A 16,148-nucleotide genomic window follows, 5' to 3' on the forward strand; every position below is an offset into this window, starting at 1 on the left:
TATGATATTAGTCGTACAAACATATAATCTCTTGTTCTTCCCAAAAAAACTTGACTGTTAGTAATTTAAGAGTATTTATCAAACACCACGGATTCAGTTTCTAACTAGTGCCAGCACTCTAACAGGACTTCCACTTCCATTTTCTATTTTAAGAGGATTAACAATTAAGATAGCCCCTTTTTCGGGTAACCTTTCTAGATTTGTTAATTGTGCCAGACCATACTTATTTGCCCCGTGCATATAATGGTGATTAGGAAAAGGAGGATTGAATGTCCCAGCAATCCCTGCATCCGTTCCAACAGTCTCCACGCCCACCCCTAAAATATCCCTTTCTTCTGCTAAGAAAATAGAGGCCTCTTTCGTGATCCCAGGTGTATGAGGTTGTCCGTCTTGACCGATATTATAGAATTTCTCATGATCACTAACATAATTTGACCACCCGGATCGTATCAAGACCCAGGAATGTTCTTTTATCGATCCATTTCTCTCCTCAAATAACTGTATATCTTCCACAGTTAAACAATAATCTGGATTTTGTTTCGCTTCTTGACTGATATCAATTACATAAGCTTGGCCAATCATATTTTTCAATGGAATCCTATCCACACTGTCATTGTCTCTTCCGCTGATCCAATGAATAGGTGCATCAAAATGTGTTCCGCAATGTTCGCCAGCAACAAAATCGTTCCAATAAGAGGTTGGACCTTTCTCATCATATTTTGAGAGTTGCTTTAACTTAAAGCCCGCTGTTCTAGCAAGAGACTCAGGTAATTGAATAACAGGTGTATTTTCACTTAAAGTTTGAGAGAGGTCTACTACTTCAATTGTTTCGTCTCCAATGCTTTTTATAAGCTCTTCTAAAATGTTATTTTTTACAATCATTGGATAACCTCCTGCTCTAACAAAGTTGTTTTCCCCTCTTCATAGACATGTGGAATATACACATCTAACACTGCAGAACGACCCATTTTTATCATCTTCAATGCTTCTTTAAGTGCTATTTGCAAACTTTTCTTGTCTTTTATCGTTACAGCATACGCTTCACCAGCTGCTGAAGCAATCCCTGACAAATCCGCCGGTGGATCAAAATGTACATGGAAATCTTGGTTCTCATTTGCTACACCATGTGGATGAACACCTAAAGTCGATTCTTTCGGCGCTTTCCAACCAGAGTTGTTATAAATAACGGTTAAAAATGGCGTATTATACCGCTTCGCCATCCAGTGTACAGTCGATGGAATACTAAATAAATAGGTACCATCTCCAGTAAGACTGATGATGGTCTTATCTGGATTTGCTAATTTCATGCCAATCGCAGCTCCCCCATGCCATCCTAGAGAACCTGCGCTACTTCCATAATAGGAGCCCGGAACAGTTGTCTCAAGATGGTTAGATATGACCTCATGGCTTGTAATCCCCTCGTTGATTACAATGGTATTATCATCTATCAATTCCCTCACACAGGCTGTAAGATATTCAGGAGTGATGACTTCGCTTTCCACCTGTTCGATCTCGCGTCTTTTCTCGAGCAAATGCTTATGATAATTCGCATATTTTTGCCAACGTTGAGAGACAAGTTCCTTATCGATATCATCGATTTTTTCTAAATAGTCATTAATTTGTTGTAAGGCCGTATATGAATCTGCTTTAAAGAAACGCTTAGATGGGATATACCACAAAGGCATTTGCTCCTTTAGCGGATCCACATCTATATAATAAATAACTGCATCATCTGATGGCTTATTTTTTACAGGAATCCATGGCACATCACTATCGAGTACAAGTACAAAATCCGCCTCAGCAAGAATATCATTTTGTTTTGGGTTATTCCAATAAGATCCGCAATGCATCTCATGACTAGCCGGAAAATTCATGCGATTCGGAACAGATTCAATGACAGGTATAGCTAAACGGTCGCTTAAACGAACCAGCTCCCATACTGCTTGCTCGTTTTTTCCTAAATAAGAAACGACTATAACAGGATTCTTTGCTGCCAATAGATCATTGGCTAATTCTCCAACCTGTCGAGGGGGGATCGCTGCCGGAACAATCGGCTCCCATAGTTCTTTTTGTATTGTTACTGGTGTTGCTTCCTCTTCCATCACTTCTCTAGGTCCCATTAAATAAACCGGCCCTTTTGGTTCACTCTTAGCAATTTGTAATGAACGATGTACAAGCTGTTTCACATTTGTACCAGTTCGTATTTCATTGTCATATTTTGTATAACCCCGCATTATTCCGCGCTGATCAAATACGTCTTGAATCCAGTGAATGAATTCATTTCTGCTACCAAGTAGTTCATTCTCTTGCGTATAAGGAGAAGCCCCTGCAAAAATCAATACAGGTGTTCTGCTTTTATAAACATTATGAATCGCTCCACCCATGTTTTGTGTACCACATTCTACATGGACAATAACCGCTTGTGGTTCACCTGTTGCCTGCGCATAACCTTGCGCTGCACTCAAAGCTACAAATTCATGAGGGCATGTAATCACTGTCGGTAATTCTTGATTCTCTTGCTTCGCCACAGCCAAGCTTTCAATAATAGACGGGTGATCACTTCCTAAGTTAGCAAAAATATAAGAAACACCTGCCTCTTTTAGGGCCTCTAAAAATGCCGTACCAGTTGTGTACAATGCTATTCCTCCTAAAATATATTTTAATTCCTCCCAAACCCTAACTATATAATAAATACAACTTCACAATCTTTTAGTTAAATAATTAACATATCTAGTAAATTTATTATCATTTTTGATTACTATACTTTGCTTCTTATTGCCATAGAAAAAAACAAAGGCATTCTTTATTTCGCAAAAGTCCTTTACTATTCAAAAACATCCCTCAGTTGTCAGGTTGTCAAACCATTTATACAACTGAGGGATGTTTTATTAATAACTATTCTTCTACTTAGATAAAGAAACCTGATGAAGGAAGTTGATAGCCTGCTACAATCGTTTTTGACTGACTATAAGCATCTAAAGCTTCTTTGCTATATTCTCTTCCTACACCGCTACTTTTATAACCTCCAAATGGCGCACCTGTTTGGAAATTAAAATAAGAGTTAATCCAAACACTTCCTGCTTCAATTTGATTGGCAGTCTTTAAAGCCAGTTCTAGATTTTCTGTCATGATACCTGCTGCCAGTCCATAATCTACGGAATTAGCCATTTTGATCACGTCATCAATTTCGCTCCAACGAGTTAAAGTCACAGCTGGTCCAAAAATTTCTTCTTGGGCAATCCTCATATTAGAATCAGCCTCTATGATTGTTGGCTCGATAAAATATCCATGCTCATAACCAGACACCGTAACTCGCTTTCCTCCATAAAGGATTTTTGCCCCCTCTTCTTTAGCAATTTCAAAAAATTCTAAGACCCGTTTCCCTTGTTTTTCATTAATGATTGCCGCTACTCTTGTTGAACGGTCTGTCGGAGGACCGATTTTGACTTGTTTTGCTCTTTGTATTAATTTTTCAACAAACTCATCATAAATATCTTCATGAATAAATAAGCGAGATCCAAGAATACAACTTTGTCCATTGAAACTTGTATAAGCAAAAGTAGCATTTTCTACTGCTCTATCTATATCGACATCAGGAAAGACAATATGAGGTGATTTGCCACCAAGTTCGAGAGTGACAGGAATAATTCTCTCACCCGCTGTTTTACCAATTAAGCGCCCTACCTGAGTACTGCCTGTAAACGCAAGCTTATTTGTGTCTTGATGATCAATCAATGCTTGTCCAGCTTCATGTCCGTATCCTGGAACCACATTTAGAACGCCTTTTGGGAGAATTTCCGCTGCGAGTTTAGTAAACTCCATCACTGATAAACAGGCATCTTCTGCAGGCTTTAATACAACAGTGTTACCAGCTGCTAAGGCAGGCGCTAGTTTAAATGATGTCATAACCATTGGGACATTCCAAGGAATTATTTGAGCGCAAACGCCTAATGGTTCTTTTTTCGTAATTAAATATCCGTTTTCTACAGAACGGGAAGAACCTTCATAATAAGTTAGAATAGCGGAGGCAAAATAACGAAATTGGGAAATCGCAATTTTATAATCTGGATCGAATTCATGTATAGCTCTACCTGTATCCATAGATTCCATTAATTTCAAACGCTCTTGATTTTCTTCAAGTACATCGGCAATTTTGTTAAGTAGCAGAGAGCGTTCTTCAATTGTTGTATTAGACCATGCAGGAAATGCCGACCTCGCAGCTTCTACAGCACGATCTACATCTTCCTTCCCTCCACGCCCAATTTTTGAAAGAACTTTACCTGAAGCCGCATCAACCGCATCCATATATCCATTTACAGGCTCTATCATTTCACCATTGATAATCGGACCATATTTTTCTTTGAATTTAATCGTATTAATATTTGTTTGTACAATCGTCTCCATTAAAGTATCTCCTCCATCATTATCTTCTTTAGCTTTTATAACACCGCGAACCAATCAGAATATTCATTTTTCTCTTCGAATTTAATACTATTATAAACAGGAAAATCAGTGAAATTATGTTAACAAATTAACACCTTTTGCATTATTCTTCATGGGGTTACTGTAATATTCATTTCTTTTACTGTAACCATTACATCTTTCATCATTGACGAAAGATCATGTAGCAGTATCTCCCCTCTTAAAATTTCATTTATATAACTAAATAGGCATTTTCACCTTCTCTTTCTTCAGATCTTCTTCAACTGTTTGAAATTCAAATAGATGTTTAATTAAAAGGTTCCATAATACGTTTTTGTTTCATTCCTTTATGAAAATGCTTTCTTTCCCCATTGCTTGGTGACAGATGGTATATTTCGCGACTTAGAGGTCATTGTGTAAATCATCTCTTCTCTTATATGATGCTGGTAGCAATCCCACTTATCGTTAAGGGAAAGAGTAATGTGGGGTAATGGTTAAGGTATTCTCGATTTCGTCGATTTTTTGTTGAATGTGAAGAACTTCGACGATTGGCCTTTGTAAACTACTAGTTTGTTGATGTAAAGTCTATGTTCTCCCTTACCTCCATTACTCTAATAACTTCCAACAGTCAAACACATCGTAAAAACAAAGGTTTGCGTGTGTAAAAAAATGAAGCATCATCCAATTAACTGACGGACAGATTCTATTAATACACAGATCACAATACATGATGTTAACGGGCAAACCCAAGGTGTTTTCAAGTCACTCGATCGGTACAGTGCTTATGATAGTGCGGATATTTCGGGATATAGTTAGTTGAGGGGAAAAAGTTGAAGAAATTCTATAGGGAATGGACAACCAGTTATTATGTTAAACAGAGTCCATTCCCCCTAAAAAGTTAACCTTCGACATAAATAATCATTTTCCGGGAAATAACGATAAGGAACGCTAAAAACAATAAAAATCATACGTTGATTTTTTAAATATCTTATGTCTCGTTATCAAATGCATTAATAGCAAACATTACATAAATAACTTATCATCCTTCTTCTCTTCACTTTTCATGGTTAATGAGTGTTCCTTTCGAATATACATATCAATAATACCGAACAATACTGCTATTGCTGCTAACTTAATGCACCAATTCATAACATCACCTGCAAAAACGGCTATTAACTCTCCCTGATTCCCACCAATAATAATCGCTATCAGAAAAAGGATAGCTACAACGAACCCCAACGCTAATGTAATCAATGCAATCATTCCATAGATCTTTTTAAATATACTCATATCATCACCCCTATAATCCTAAGATTGGTAGTATACCAGTTAGTAAAATCATGCTTAATATTAGATGAAGGATGACCCATATAACGGATAACTTCACAGTTTTGGTGAAATCTGAGTTTGCAATCCCCATCGCTACGTACATTCCTAAGGCGAGCGGAGGGGTCATACCCTCAAGCGCACCAGTCATAGCTGGTAATAATGCAGCAAACAGAACAGGGTCACCTCCAAGTGCACTGGCGGCCGCAATTACAGCCCCACCTAGAATAGCTACTTGCGCGGTTCCAGGTAACACCATTCCAAGAACCATAAAAAATATAGGAATCATAACGATCAGGAGGGTAATGCTTAAACCTAATGAAACAAACCATTCTTCGATTGCCTTTTCGGCACCAATTCCTGAAAAAGCTTGAGAAGTGGCATATGCAAAGTAAATAGTAACTGCAATAGGTACTACTTGTTGAAGTGAGCCCGAAAAAGTAGACAATATTTTAGAAAAAAATTCTCTTTTTTCTGCAAATGCCTTTCTACCAATAATCACAGCATAAGCTCCAGCTATTCCAGGGGTAAACATTAATACAGAGCTAGAATAAGCCCCACTCCCACTTTCCCCAATTCTACCTAGCAACCACTCCTTTGCCTGCGCATCTATGAAAAGAGGCAAGAATATGATGATTGGAATGAATACAGTAGCCCAACCTGACTTTAAACTTTTTTTAAATGAAGGAATTTCTGTAGAGGGAATTGGTTGTACTTTATATACCCGACAAAGTACATACAATGTGAGCCACCTTTGAACAAAAAACCAAATACCGATACTATAAGCAGCAATCATCCAACCACTTAATGTGATACTACCAGGCGAGACTTTTTCAAGCACACCATAGGACAAAATAATAATTCCAGCTGGAGGGATAATATTACCTAACATACTTGCTGACATCTCTGTTGTTGCTGCAAAATGTGGGGGAAATCCTGTCCTTTTCATCATCGGAATCGTAAATACACCAGTTGTTGCAACATTACCTGGACCTGTCCCCGACAATGATGCCATAAATGTACTCCCTAATAAGGCAACATAGCCTGATCCTCCTCTAAATCTTCCAACTAAGGAAATTATAATCTGCACAATTCTATTAACAACATTTGTTGCATCGAAAAGTACAGCAATGACCATAAAAGCAAAGATCACATAAAATAAACTACTTGTGGAAGGATACAATAAATACTCTAAAAACTTATTCCACTGTCCTGTAATCGCAATGATAAAAACAAAGGTAAGAGCCATTATTTCATACATAGGTCGCTTAAAAACCACAAAAAATACAGCTACAAAGACTAATAATGCTAATAGTATCCATAAAGCAGCAGGCATTAACATCCCTCTTTCCCCAATTTGTCATAAGTGGTTATATCAATTTATTTGATATTATAGCAGGTATTTTTATTTTTTCAATAAGTATTCAGAAGTTTCTAAATCATATTAAAATATGGTAGTTATTTCCCTTTAGATGTTATAATCACATAAACTAAGTTGGATCAGGAAGGTGTTAAAAATGCTTAATCGTCATAGTTCTACACCACTCTACGAACAAGTTGCACAGCTTATTCAAGAAAAAGTAAATGAAGAAACTTGGCAGGCCGGTAAAAAACTCCCTTCCGAAAGGGAACTTTGCGATCTTTTTGCTGTAAGCCGCATTACCATTCGTCAAGCTATTAAACAATTAGAAGACCAAGGTATTCTTTATAGAACACATGGAGTGGGCACTTTTATTTCACGAAAAACCAAGTTACAACAACCTTTAGAGCAAATCAATAGTTTTCAACAAATGTTAGAACAACAAGGGGTCATTGCTTCAACCAAAATATTAGCAAACAAACAAGTACTCAGTTCTGTCCAAATGGCTAAAATACTTAATCTTCAACCGACCGATTATGTTAGTAATCTTCAGCTCATCGGATACGGTGATGAACAACCAATGGTCTATTATAATAGTTATTTTTCTATACCTGTCGGGCAATCCATCATGCCAAATGCACAAGCAATGGAAACACAAGGTAAACCTTTTTCAACATTGGATCTCTACCCTTTAACAAATACATATCAGCCAACTCACTTAGAACAAACATTTGAAGCTCATACAGCAAATAAGGAACTTGCATCTACAATGCAAATTGAAGAAGGTTGGCCCATTTTCCAAGTAACTTCTATCATGTATAAAGATGCTTATCCTTTAGAATATAGGGAAGCCTTCTATCGTGGTGACCAATATCGCTTTTTTATAAAAAGAAAACTGTGAAACCTGCCTAGCCAACTTTTTTGTTGGCTTTTTTATTTGTTAATTAAATTCTGAATTGACAAATAATTTTATCAGTGTATTATATTGTATTAAGTGGTTATAACAACTTAGCGCAAGGAGGAATCTTTATGACAAAAGAACAATTAAGAATCGTTAGTCCGAATGGACATTTAGGATTTGCCCCAACAAAAGAGGAGAGCTTTCGTATTGCAGCTGCTACAAAACCTGATTATTATTGTTGCGATTCAGGAAGCGACGATATTGGAGCTGCCGCTTTAGGTGCAGACCGATCAGTAAGTATGTACCAATGGCAAAAGCATGATCTTGAGCTAATGTTGCTCGCCTCACGTGAACAAAATGTACCAATGATTGTCGGTTCTGCGGGTGATTGCGGTACGAAAAGTAGAGTAGATTTATATGTAGAGATCATAAAGGATTTAGCTAAGGAACATCAACTTCCACCTTTCAAGATTGCCTATTTCTACTCTGATGTAGACACTGTATATTTAGCTGACAGAATCAAAGAAGGTGCTCGAATAGAAGGTTTAGATAATCGAGAGGATTTAACAAAAGTAGATGTTGAAAAGACAACTAGGGCGGTAGCGGTAGCAGGCATCCACCCTTATATAAAAGCTTTAGAAATGGGGGCAGATGTTATTATAGGTGGTCGCTCAAGCGATTGCGCTGTTTTCGCAGCCCCAGCTATTTTTGAAGGATTTCCAGAGGAACATGCCTATTATTTAGGTAAAGTTCTCGAATGTGCCTCATTTTGTGCAGAACCTTACGGCGCTAAAGAAAGTGTAATTGGTACGATTACACATAATGATGTAAAGGTTACTGCAATGGCACCACATCAAAAATGTACCATTGCTAGCGTTGCGGGCCATGCAATGTATGAGAGGTCAAATCCTTATTTTGAATACTTTGCCGGGGGTATGCTTGACATGACCCATTGCAAGTACGAACAATATGATGAAAAGACAACAAGAATTACAGGACAAAAATATATACCTATTCAGGGAGACACAAAAATAAAAATAGAAGGCTCTGGTAAAGTCGGCGAAAAATATATTGGCATCGCAGGAGTTCGTGACCCCTATACCATTCAACATATTGATAAAGTCATACAGTTAAGCAAAGAACAAGTAAAAGAAGAATTCCCAACTACAAACTATCATCTGAACTACCGTATATTCGGCAAAAATGGTGTGATGGGTGAAATGGAACCTATTCGAGATATTCAATCACACGAACTCGGCATTGTAGTCGAAGGGATTGCAGACACAAAAGAACTAGCCGAAGCGATTACACTCATGGGCACAAGACAAATCTTCTACGCACGCTTACCAGAAGTAAAGGGAACGGCTGGTACAGCTGCATTTATTGTAGACGAGGTCCTTCCTTCCACCGCTTCTTATTCGTGGACCATTAATCATACTTTACCAGTTAAAGACCCTATGTCCCTTTTCAAACTAAACATTGAAACAATACAAGAAACCATTAAAGTGTAATGAGGAGTGAATAACATGAACACAATACCCTTAGGCGAATTAGCCAAGACCATTCGTAGTAAAAACGCAGGAACCGATCGCATCACATTTGACATTATTTTTCGAGAACAAGAAAACTATGATTTAGTCAAAAATAGCGGTGTAATAAACAAAGAAAGCATTGCCGCACTCTTCCATATCAACAAAGATCGCATCACTGATTTAGTAGAGTTTGACCCTGCCTACGCCATTAAATTTACAATCAGCAGAACCGCCCCGAGTGGTAGTCCAGGTGAAGGAGATATATTTGGGTGTCAGCAGTATCCTCCTTTGTTGGGGGTGGAGGTACCGGTGTAATTATACAGTCTTATATATAACTCCAAACTTAATTTCACAGGGATATAAGGTTCTGTAGGAGCTATTGTTGCAAACAAGGGGAAAGAAATATGGCATATTAAATTTCTTTATACCAGAGATGTTAGTAAGTAGCCAACTGTAATGAGAAGACAATAGTTACTTCTAAGTTTGGAAAGGCTTGCTGTATATAATAAACCAATTACAAAATAACTCGATAGTTATGTAAACGTGTATTAATAGAGCAATTCATTCAAATTAAACGGTTCATTTAGACATTGAGGCGAATATCATTTTTCACAGGGAAGTGATAATGAGGATTGCATTTTCAGAAAACAGTAAACAACACAATTAAGCCCGCCGAGCCATTAAGGCTAGCGGGTAATTTTTATTTACATAGATATTTATTTGCTTAAATAACCATTGGGGTGAGTCTTATGCCAATTCCATGCATCAGAGATAATTTTTTCTAATGAATTAAATTGTGGTTTCCATCCTAATACCTTTCTTGCTTTTTCCGATGAAGCAATTAGTACAGCTGGATCTCCCGCTCTTCTCTCTTTTACTTCCGCAGGAATCGGATGATTTGTGACCTTTCTTGCTACCTCAATTACTTCTTTAACTGAGTAGCCACTACCATTACCTAGATTAAAAATATCACTTGTATTATCTTTTCTTAAATATTCTAAAGCTAAATAGTGAGCAGATGCTAAATCCATTACATGAATATAATCTCTGATACAAGTACCATCCTCTGTAAGAATATAAATTAGATATAATTTCTTGTGTTACATTATGAAAAATTACATGCTTAACGTCTAAATCTTCTATCTCCAAAAAAAACTGTTTAAATGAACCCTCTTGTTCTTAATCTCTCCTTTTGTCTCATCCTTTTACCAAGAGCCAAAGATTCAAGAATTAATTTATTGGTTTCCGGATCATGATTTACTCCTATTTTCCACTAATCGTAGGATATTAGGACCATCAGCTTTAGGTTTAATGGGTAGGATCATGATTGTTTATAGTTGTTTCACAAGCATTTGCTGATATGGGAATGTCTAATGCAATAATTCATAGACAAAGTATCACTAAAAAGCAGCTATCAAGTTTTTATTGGCCAAATATTTTTGCTGGCTTAGTTATTTATTATATTATTTGAGGAGGAAGTCATGGTTGTATTCAGAACAAGGCGAGAGGCTATTAAAATGTATCCCCTTGTAAAGGAATTAAAATCACGAGAAAATTTGGATACTGTTGTTTGCGTTACAGGTCAACATAGAGAAATGTTAGATACCTCTTCCAGTAAATTTTTCATCTTTTCAAAATATTTATAGTCAAATCAAATAACGTTAGCTTTCTACTATACCAAGTAGGCAAAAGAACTCTAAACTACTTTAATAAAAACCTTGATTTGGATCACCATCAACGATATCGAGGAAGATAAAAGTTGGACAAATCAATTAGAACAAGAAATAAATCAAGCCTATCAAAAGACAATAACAGTCGAGATTGTTCCTTTTGATGGTATTTCAGGTGAATTTGATATCGCAGATGTAAGCAAATTTGGACCTGACCTTGTCTTATTAAAACCCTTCTTAAAGAGGGATAATGATTGGTAAGAGGATGTAGAAGCACCGATACATCACATTGAGAAGTGGCTAGAAGCTTTAGAAAAAGTGAACCCTGCAACCACTGTCATATTTCAGCCAGCTAACCCATTTTATTTACCACAAAAATATAACGAGCAAGTCAAGGCAATTAAAGCTTTTGCTGAGGAAAATCATTTAACATATCTCGACCATTGGCAAGCTAGGCCAAATACTAATGATCCATTCATACGAGAGTACTTGGAGGAAGATTACTACCCGAATGAACAAGGTCATCATCTATGGGTAGAATATTTACGAGAATATTTTATAGCAGAAGAGTGATTAAAACTGCACATACATCTCACGCTCAATGATTATAGCTTTACTAATATAATGCAAAAGGAGCCGAATAAAGGCTCTTTTTTTACACTTATAACCCTGTCCAGTTCCAATAAGTAAAGTAAAACAAAATCATCAATATAAAATAAATCGGCATTAAGAACATATTTAACTTTAATAAAATATTGGCACGATAACTCATCGTGTCATGCTCATAGTATACTAATAATGCCTTCGAACTGACCGGGAAAGTTAAGCAATAGTTCATCCCTACTAAGCTTAAAAAGAGCATAGAGGATGGCTCTAAATTAAGTGTCATACTAAGCATTAATATACCTGGTACCATTACTACCGCCCTTGTCGTATGTGAGGTAATGTAGATGTGACTGGTTATAGCGATGAGGATAATAAGAATCACAAGTCCCCATGCAGGGATAGGGGGAAAAGCTCCTATTAACTGAAATACCCCCTGCTCTATCCAGCTTACCGCACCTGTTTCCACCAGGTTCTTACCTAATGCTGTTGCAGCAGCGACAAATAAAATCAAATTCCACGATACAGCCTGTAAACCCTTCTTCCAGGTAATGACGCCATACTTAGGCAGCATAAAAATAAAGGCACCTACAATTGTAATCAAACCTATTTCATATCCATGAAGTGCTTCTGTTAGCCACAACAAAATCAAGACAGTTAAAAGAATAAGGGTTTGCTTCTCCTTTTTGGAAACAGGCTTTACTTCATATATATTGTTGATATTGTTCGCGTCAAATGGGGCTGCAGTTAATTCCTTTGAAAAAAATAATTTAAAAACAAAATATGTGATGAAACTGATGATCAAGGTAAAAGGGAGCCCCCATATCAACCAATTTATATAAGAGATACTATCTCCTGTGGTCTTCTCTAATATTTCAATCCCGATTAAATGTGAACCCGCTCCTAATAAAGTTGAAGAGGTTGTCATTAAAATAATGACTGGTACGAACAATGCAATGATTTCTCTTTGTTGCTTATTCTTAACAAGATTCGCTATTTCTCTTACAATTGGCAACATGAGTACCGCCCTGCCGGAAGTGGAAGGAATAAAGATAGCCAATGGAAACAGAGACAACATCAAATACAATAATAGTTGGTTTGTGTTTTTAGCTTTATGAATAATCACTCGTGTCATTCGAAGAGATAGACCAGAAGAACTAAATGCTTCTCCAATAATAAAAGCACCAATCATCAACCAAATGATCTCCGAAGAAAAGGACGAATAGAGCACATCCGTATTTGCACCATTTAATAAAATGAGTAATAGTAATGCACCTAAAGCCACATAAGCGGCAGGAAGTTTTGTACATACCCATAAAGCTAGTGTAATAATGAAAACAATCATAGAAACCTTTGCATCATAAGCTATATTGTCTGTGAAAACAATAAATGAACACACAAATGAGAGAAGAATGACGATGATTTGTGTTACATTTGGCAGCTTAGTTAAGTATGTTTTAGTAGATTGTTGCTTGTTTTCTAGTAAACGATTAGATTTCATATGATACCTTTACCCAATTTCCTTTCAGCAATACGATAGCCAACCTGAATTTGACGTACAGCTGCCTCTGCACAATCAGCAATTAAATTTGCTGCGTCTTCCATCGCCTTTTCTAATGAAGTTGGCTTCTGAATAATGCTCATATAAGCATCAATCCCACTTGTATAGTTTACCCATGCATCCTTTCCAATGGACCCAGTAATTGCAATCACCGGTATGCCCAATTGTTTTGCTAATCTAGCAACTTCCGCAGGAATCTTTCCGTTTGGTGTCTGTCTATCTATACACCCTTCCGCAGTTAATACAAGGTCAGCACCTTCTAGATGTTCTTCAATTTGAATATATTTCATAATAATTTCATAACGTGGAAATAGTTTTGCACCTGCAAATGCCACTAAACCTGCCCCTAATCCCCCAGATGCGCCACTACCTGGTAGCGTTTTCACATCATGCCCCGTAGCCTTCTCTATTAAATTAGCAAAGTGCGATAAACCATTAGCCAATATCTCTACTTCTAGTAAGGAAGCTCCTTTTTGGGGTGCAAATACGTGCGCCACTCCCTTTGGACCACAAAGTACATTATGCCAATTACACGCGACATTTATTTGTACTTGAGATAATCTAGGATCTATATTGGTTAAATCCATATATGCAATATCACTTAAGCAGCCCCCTCCCGTAATTTCTATTGGTTGATGATTTTGATTAAAAAATTTAGCACCCAACGCTTGTGCCATACCCGCCCCACCATCGGATGTACCCGAATCACCACAGCCAAATAAAATATGAGTCGCTCCTGATTCTAAGGCAGCTAAAATTAATTCTCCTACACCATAAGTATGAGTATTTAAAGGGTTACGTTTGTGAAGAGGAACCATTCTAAGCCCAGCAATAGCGGCCATTTCAATTACGGCTGTTTTTACGTTGTTTTCCTCATACAACCCAAAGTATGTCTGTACTTTTTCACCTACAGGATTTGTGGCGTCAATAAATTTAAGTTCACCTTTCTTAATTTTAATAATTGTTTTGACAAAACCTTCTCCACCATCAACCATTGGAATAACATGCGTATCCACAGCGGAATCAAAACGCCTGATCCCTTTATCAATCGCACTCGCTACTTCCTCAGCTTCCAAACACTCCTTAAAACCAGATGGGATAATCACTATTTTCATTTTACTGCCTCCAAGTCATTTTTTTATTAGGAAAATGAGCCATTTCCATTTAAATCCGTCACTTCTAAGCTTTTTCACTTTCCTTGTTATCTTCTATACTAGTTTTTGAAGATGAGAACTCTATGTAAGAACTATGATAGTTAGATTAGAAATCAATAAGAATGAACCCAAATAATCAACCGTAATAAAAAAGGCATGTAAATGGTTCTCACCAAATACATGCCAGGCCTCATTAATCCAACTCTTTTTTTATTATCTCTCCAGTTTTTGCATTAACCTCTATTTCCACTTCGCCTTTTTTGGAATCAGCTTCAATTTCATAAACAATGAGACCATCTTCTTCATCCAGTTCAATTTCATTCACTTTACCGTTAGACGCCTTTTCTGCAATTGCTATCGCATCTTTTTCTTGTATGATCCGTTGCTTGATTAATTGCTTATCATCATCGTTAGCGTCGTCTCTATCTCTTTCGATATCATCATCTTCATTACCTTGATCCCTTTGGATAGAATCACCTGAAGAGGCATCTACTTTTACGTCCTGTACATCATCGTTATCGTCATCGTATCCCCTATCGTCAGATTGATTCTCCCCATCATCTTGTTTACTGATGGCAATGACATCCGCCTCTCCGGCCTGAGATACTTTTTCATCTAATTCTGTATTGATAGAAGTAGCATTTGTTTCATCATTATTTGTAGCCCCAACAGCAACCGCTCCACCCATAATTACACCAGTTATGATTAAACCAACAAAAATTTTATTTTTCATGATTAATATCCTCCTTTAATCTTCTGATTACTTATAATATAATCGCGTATGATTAAGGAATGAGGTGAGTAACATTAGAATTTGCTAAAAAGTAAGATTAATCATCAAATGAAATAGTAGCTTTCCCTGTTAAAGTATGAACTTGTACGGTTGCCTCATTATCATCATCGGTTTCAATTTCAATGAGATAATAAGTTTGGCCTCCAATATTTTCAATTTCGATATCATCATCGACTGCCCCTTTTACATGTTCCAACGCGATTTTAATTGCTTCATCTTTAGAAATAGCCACTGGACGATCTTCTTCTTTTTGTTTGCCTTCTTCCGGGTTTTCTTCTTTAGGTTTTTCAGCTTTATCTTTTGAAACAATTGAACCTGTTACTGCATCTACTTTAACAATATACTCCTCTTTATTCTCCAGAACTTTAGCTACATAAACATCTTTCTGATTTTCGGTTTTTTTACTAATAGATAAAATATCATCGCTTGACAGTAATAAGATACTTTCTATTTCCTTTTCATTCTTTATCGTTTTATTACGATCATCACCGCCACTTGAGTTATCTCCAAGTTTCTTTAAAGATATTATATCTCCATTTTCTGCATTTAAAGAAACTTCATATATTCCGCTTTCTCTCGTCATTTTTATGTGATAAGCACTTTGTTGTAATTCGATATTTGTTACTTTGCTGCCTTTATACCTTTCCTCAATTAAGGAAAGGGCGTCATCTTTAGTAATTGTTTTCGCAGAAGTAGTTACTCCTTGCCATGTAACAATAATAATAAAGGTTGCGATGACAACTAACCCAAGAGTAATCCATAACCCTTTTCTTCTCATTATTATCCTCCATTCTATATCCCTTTCCTTTATTATCTAATAAAAAAA

15 protein-coding genes and 1 pseudogene are annotated in these 16,148 nt (G+C 36.8%); 6 read left to right on the forward strand and 10 right to left on the reverse strand.

Translation table 11 applies throughout. From position 1 onward, the window contains the following. Nucleotides 1-93: 93 nt before the first annotated feature. From MKX78_RS21850 to MKX78_RS21870, 5 genes are all read right to left on the reverse strand, one after another. Nucleotides 94-882, reverse strand: a complete 789-nt coding sequence (locus MKX78_RS21850; protein WP_341052398.1) for a cyclase family protein — start codon at nt 880-882, stop codon at nt 94-96. Beyond that, on the reverse strand, nt 879-2,636 hold the full coding sequence (locus tag MKX78_RS21855) for a thiamine pyrophosphate-requiring protein (protein ID WP_341052402.1): 1,758 nt from the start codon (nt 2,634-2,636) through the stop codon (nt 879-881). The genes MKX78_RS21850 and MKX78_RS21855 overlap by 4 nt, the downstream gene beginning before the upstream one ends. A gap of 271 nt (nt 2,637-2,907) precedes the next feature. Further along, the gene (locus MKX78_RS21860; protein WP_307316244.1) at nt 2,908-4,404 is read right to left on the reverse strand and encodes an aldehyde dehydrogenase family protein; all 1,497 of its coding nucleotides are present in this window, start codon (nt 4,402-4,404) and stop codon (nt 2,908-2,910) included. 1,041 nt (nt 4,405-5,445) lie between these two features. Further along, complete coding sequence (locus MKX78_RS21865) at nt 5,446-5,712, reverse strand: hypothetical protein (protein WP_307316245.1); 267 nt, start codon at nt 5,710-5,712, stop codon at nt 5,446-5,448. Nucleotides 5,713-5,722: 10 nt separating this feature from the next. Beyond that, a complete protein-coding gene (locus tag MKX78_RS21870; protein WP_307316248.1) occupies nt 5,723-7,084 on the reverse strand; it encodes a TRAP transporter large permease subunit in 1,362 nt (453 codons plus the stop codon). Nucleotides 7,085-7,265: 181 nt separating this feature from the next. Between MKX78_RS21870 and MKX78_RS21875 the strand changes: the two genes are divergently transcribed. The 3 genes from MKX78_RS21875 (at nt 7,266) to MKX78_RS21885 (ending at nt 9,856) form a co-directional block, all read left to right on the forward strand. Continuing rightward, nucleotides 7,266-8,009, forward strand: coding sequence for a GntR family transcriptional regulator (locus tag MKX78_RS21875; RefSeq protein WP_251162263.1), 744 nt, complete (start codon nt 7,266-7,268; stop codon nt 8,007-8,009). A 128-nt stretch (nt 8,010-8,137) separates the two neighbouring features. Then, nucleotides 8,138-9,520: an acyclic terpene utilization AtuA family protein gene (locus tag MKX78_RS21880; protein WP_307316252.1), complete on the forward strand. Its 1,383-nt coding sequence runs from the start codon at nt 8,138-8,140 to the stop codon at nt 9,518-9,520. A gap of 15 nt (nt 9,521-9,535) precedes the next feature. Continuing rightward, nucleotides 9,536-9,856, forward strand: a complete 321-nt coding sequence (locus tag MKX78_RS21885; protein ID WP_307316254.1) for a DUF4387 domain-containing protein — start codon at nt 9,536-9,538, stop codon at nt 9,854-9,856. Nucleotides 9,857-10,257: 401 nt separating this feature from the next. Here MKX78_RS21885 and MKX78_RS21890 read toward each other — a convergent pair. After that, nucleotides 10,258-10,611: pseudogene (locus tag MKX78_RS21890) on the reverse strand (GDP-mannose 4,6-dehydratase); the annotation flags it as partial. 257 nt (nt 10,612-10,868) lie between these two features. Between MKX78_RS21890 and MKX78_RS24535 the strand changes: the two are divergent. The 3 genes from MKX78_RS24535 (at nt 10,869) to MKX78_RS21900 (ending at nt 11,784) form a co-directional block, all read left to right on the forward strand. After that, nucleotides 10,869-11,012, forward strand: coding sequence for an oligosaccharide flippase family protein (locus tag MKX78_RS24535; protein ID WP_370873346.1), 144 nt, complete (start codon nt 10,869-10,871; stop codon nt 11,010-11,012). A gap of 247 nt (nt 11,013-11,259) precedes the next feature. Then, nucleotides 11,260-11,472, forward strand: coding sequence for a hypothetical protein (locus tag MKX78_RS21895; protein ID WP_307316257.1), 213 nt, complete (start codon nt 11,260-11,262; stop codon nt 11,470-11,472). Nucleotides 11,473-11,529: 57 nt separating this feature from the next. Then, nucleotides 11,530-11,784 (forward strand): SGNH/GDSL hydrolase family protein, encoded by a 255-nt coding sequence (locus MKX78_RS21900; protein WP_307316260.1) that lies wholly within the window; start codon nt 11,530-11,532, stop codon nt 11,782-11,784. Between the two features lie 88 nt (nt 11,785-11,872). Here the strand turns inward: MKX78_RS21900 and MKX78_RS21905 are convergent, their stop codons facing one another. From MKX78_RS21905 to MKX78_RS21920, 4 genes are all read right to left on the reverse strand, one after another. Further along, complete coding sequence (locus MKX78_RS21905) at nt 11,873-13,315, reverse strand: SLC13 family permease (protein ID WP_307316261.1); 1,443 nt, start codon at nt 13,313-13,315, stop codon at nt 11,873-11,875. Next, nucleotides 13,312-14,490, reverse strand: coding sequence for a glycerate kinase family protein (locus MKX78_RS21910; protein ID WP_307316263.1), 1,179 nt, complete (start codon nt 14,488-14,490; stop codon nt 13,312-13,314). Before MKX78_RS21910 ends, MKX78_RS21905 begins: the two co-directional genes overlap by 4 nt. A gap of 232 nt (nt 14,491-14,722) precedes the next feature. Beyond that, the gene (locus tag MKX78_RS21915; RefSeq protein ID WP_307316265.1) at nt 14,723-15,262 is read right to left on the reverse strand and encodes a PepSY domain-containing protein; all 540 of its coding nucleotides are present in this window, start codon (nt 15,260-15,262) and stop codon (nt 14,723-14,725) included. Nucleotides 15,263-15,359: 97 nt separating this feature from the next. Then, complete coding sequence (locus tag MKX78_RS21920; protein ID WP_224936699.1) at nt 15,360-16,100, reverse strand: PepSY domain-containing protein; 741 nt, start codon at nt 16,098-16,100, stop codon at nt 15,360-15,362. Between the last annotated feature and the right edge of the window lie 48 nt (nt 16,101-16,148).

This window comes from Cytobacillus sp. FSL R5-0569 (assembly GCF_038007265.1).
Lineage (GTDB): Bacteria > Bacillota > Bacilli > Bacillales > Cytobacillaceae > Cytobacillus > Cytobacillus kochii.

Coding starts and splice junctions, on each gene's coding strand:
- MKX78_RS21850 (WP_341052398.1), bottom strand. CDS start 882: ATGATTGTAAAAAATAACATTTTAGAAGAGCTTATAAAAAGCATTGGA.
- MKX78_RS21860 (WP_307316244.1), bottom strand. CDS start 4,404: ATGGAGACGATTGTACAAACAAATATTAATACGATTAAATTCAAAGAA.
- MKX78_RS21865 (WP_307316245.1), bottom strand. CDS start 5,712: ATGAGTATATTTAAAAAGATCTATGGAATGATTGCATTGATTACATTA.
- MKX78_RS21870 (WP_307316248.1), bottom strand. CDS start 7,084: ATGCCTGCTGCTTTATGGATACTATTAGCATTATTAGTCTTTGTAGCT.
- MKX78_RS21875 (WP_251162263.1), top strand. CDS start 7,266: ATGCTTAATCGTCATAGTTCTACACCACTCTACGAACAAGTTGCACAG.
- MKX78_RS21880 (WP_307316252.1), top strand. CDS start 8,138: ATGACAAAAGAACAATTAAGAATCGTTAGTCCGAATGGACATTTAGGA.
- MKX78_RS21885 (WP_307316254.1), top strand. CDS start 9,536: ATGAACACAATACCCTTAGGCGAATTAGCCAAGACCATTCGTAGTAAA.
- MKX78_RS21905 (WP_307316261.1), bottom strand. CDS start 13,315: ATGAAATCTAATCGTTTACTAGAAAACAAGCAACAATCTACTAAAACA.
- MKX78_RS21910 (WP_307316263.1), bottom strand. CDS start 14,490: ATGAAAATAGTGATTATCCCATCTGGTTTTAAGGAGTGTTTGGAAGCT.
- MKX78_RS21915 (WP_307316265.1), bottom strand. CDS start 15,262: ATGAAAAATAAAATTTTTGTTGGTTTAATCATAACTGGTGTAATTATG.
- MKX78_RS21920 (WP_224936699.1), bottom strand. CDS start 16,100: ATGAGAAGAAAAGGGTTATGGATTACTCTTGGGTTAGTTGTCATCGCA.